Source organism: Moorena sp. SIO3I6, from assembly GCF_010672095.1.
In genome coordinates this window covers 1-2914 of the sequence record NZ_JAAHHU010000534.1, presented here as the reverse complement: position 1 = coordinate 2914, position 2914 = coordinate 1, and the positions used below count along the sequence as shown (strand labels likewise).

General features: G+C 45.2%; 3 protein-coding genes. All 3 read right to left on the bottom strand.

The annotated features are described in order from the left end of the window. On the bottom strand, positions 1 to 840 hold an 840-nt coding region (locus F6K49_RS39075; protein ID WP_293105911.1), incomplete at its 3' end, for a tetratricopeptide repeat protein. A gap of 72 nt (positions 841 to 912) precedes the next feature. Beyond that, positions 913 to 2001: a tetratricopeptide repeat protein gene (locus F6K49_RS39070; RefSeq protein ID WP_293062325.1), complete on the bottom strand. Its 1089-nt coding sequence runs from the start codon at positions 1999 to 2001 to the stop codon at positions 913 to 915. Then, the coding region (locus F6K49_RS39065) for a tetratricopeptide repeat protein (protein WP_293105908.1) at positions 1985 to 2914 on the bottom strand (930 nt) is incomplete at its 5' end. The genes F6K49_RS39070 and F6K49_RS39065, both read right to left, overlap by 17 nt.

Sequence of the window (2914 nt, the reverse complement as noted above, 5' to 3'; positions counted from 1 at the left end):
AAATAGGGATAAGGAATGCTGATAAAACTCAATCGCTTTTCGGTATTGCCCTAGGCGACCGTAAGCAAGCCCGAGATAGTTGAGGGAGTTGGCTTCCCCCTGGCGGTTTTCCAGTTCCCTCTCAATGGCTAAGGACTGCTGATGAAACTCAATCGCTTTTCGATATTGCCCTAGGCGGCGGTAAGCAAGCCCGAGATTGTTGAGGGAGTCCGCTTCCCCCTGACGGTCTTCCAGTTCCCGATAAATGCCTAGGGCTTCTTGCCAGGACTTGAGCGCAGCTTTATATTGACTGGTCTTATATTGTTCAATTCCCTGCTGAAACAGTTGGTCAGCTTTAGCCTTAAGTAAGTCTGAGGGGGTGGCTGCTCTCCAACTCAGGGTATAGTTACCAGTTTCTTGCTTATTGTAGGAGTTAGCCCAAATCACATAAGTCCCCGTAGTCGGTAGAATAACGGTAATCCGGGCATTTTTTTCCTCATCACCGTCGTTATCCTTCGCAATTCGGTTACCGTCTGGGTCAATTAGAATCAGGTAAGGGTCAAACTCGTCGCTGGTTAGTTCAATGGTAATCTGCTCGCCAGCTTTCCCCTCAAAGGTATGGCGATTGTAGTAACTGTTGTTTTCTAGACTCTCGCTGCTGCTATCAAGGCGATCGCGAACTGTGGTACTCTCTAAGGCAATCCTTTGACCAGAGGACGGCATTAAGGGTATAGTCTCTTGAGCAGTTAGAGATTGTGCTGGAATTTCCCAAAACCTGGGGTTAGTCTCGGCTCCCAACCCTGGACAATTCCCCACTCCTAGCAACGTTGCTATGGCAAAAACTACAGACTTAAGTGGCACTGGCTTTGATGGTAATTTCCAATAGAGAAGAACTGAATCAAATAGGAAGTTTAATGTAGGGTTTCTGAAAACTTACTTTAACTGTTCCAGTCGCTTTTCTAATTCCCCTACCTGTTCGCGATCGCCAAACTGTTCATAGATTGCCTTCGCTTCTTCTAACATACTCACTCCTTCTTGCCGATTTCCACGAGCATAGTTAACCTCCCCTAATCCAGCTTTGGCTGCTGCCAGTTCTTCCCAATGCTGAGTTGCTGTGGTCAGTTCGATTGCCTTTGAATAAGGACCCTCGGCTTCTAAAACTAGTCCTATCCGTCGATACAAATCACCCAGTAAACGATAACTCGGTACTATTTTTTGATCGTTTTCTTGTCCTTCCAGGATTTCAATGGCCTCAGCCGTTAAATCGGATTTAGCATAGAGTTCAGCTAGTGCCAATCCCTTGAACTGATCAGGTACATCCTGTTGCTGAATCCGCTCAGCAATCACCTGAATTTCTCTAGCTTGATCTGACTCAATCAGTTTAAATCCCAGTCCTCCAGTGCTATCTTCTGTAGAGGCACGATTCGTATCAGTCTCGACTATCAACTTATAACTAACTCCAGGTTGTAGTGGCTGACTCCCTGGATAAACAACCTTACAAATACCGTCTTGACAAACTTGCTCTCGACTAAATTCCTGAGTCCAATTCAAGCCTCGCCCTCTGACCGTAACCGTGAAACGGCTAGCATCCGTGGCATCATTCCAGCGTAGAGTTGGGGTGTAAGTCAGTAAACGAGTTGCCCGTGGGCTGATAATGTAGGGCATATAGCGGTCTACTGGACGTGCTTTGACAATTGGCCTGCTACCATTTCGGGTTCGCGGTGGTGGACATATCTGATTGATGCCTGTTGTTACCCCAGCAGTTACAGAGCGAATTTTACCATCCTCACAGAGTACCTTGACCCTTACCCCCGATGCTGGTTTTAGGAGATCGCCAGAACGAAGTTCAGTTCCTTCTGAAACTGGGCGATAGCTGGAATTCTGCCGTTTTAGCTCAACTTTGCCTGTCGCTTCAACAATCCGATGAGCTGCAAGTACTTGCTTACTGAGCAGGCTTCCAGACATAATCATAACTATGGTCAAGATTGGCGCAGACCAAATCAGCTTACTTAGTCGATTCACTACTCTTGTCCTGACTATCTACACGTTCACGAGCCATGCCAACCCAGGTATCCTCATCAGGGTTACGAACATCGGCATAGCCTAAACAGATTTCCCATTCTGCCAAGGCATTCTCCGGATCTTTTTTTTCCATTACTTGAGCTAATAAACAGTGAGCTGCAGCCGGAGTTTGATTAAACTTTTGCTGAAGTATTTTGTCGAGTTCAATAGCCTCTCTGAGGTAGGTTTCGGCATCGGCATAGCGTCCTTTTTTTAACCTAGCCCAGCCCAAGTTTTTCAATAAAGCATATTTAGTTTCAGTGTCTGTTTCTGTAACAGTATCTAATCCCTTCAATAGTAAAGATACCGCTTGGGAATATTTTTTATCTTGAATATACAACCGCCCCAATTCATTATAAGCAGCATCTAAGCCCCCCTGTGCCGCTAACCTATACTGAGTTCGCGCCTTATCCAACTCCTGTAAATCTTCATAAAGACTACCCAAATTATAGTGAGCTTCGGCATTATCTGGATTGAGACTCAATGCTCGTTCATAATTAGACTGAGCACTTGACCAGTCCCCCTCAAGATAATTGTCTAAACCCCGTTCATTAACGTAGCCCGAAATCAAGGGCAACGATGCTCGAAAGCCAATTAACGAAAGTAAAAGTACTCCCGATAGTACTAATTTAACTTCTTGCCAAAGATATTTTGGAATTCCTAATCGTGATATAATTTCTTCAACACCTGTACGACCGGCTTTGGTTAAAATTCCCCCAGCTGTCAACAAGGTCAATGCACTCTGGGATATCACAGCAAAAGAACCTATAAAACCCAAACTAGTAGTCAAAAAACGGGAGGAAATATCTACCACTAGACTCACCGATGCGGTTAAAGAGGTAACTGTCAGTGCATTCCAAAGCCAGTCTAAATA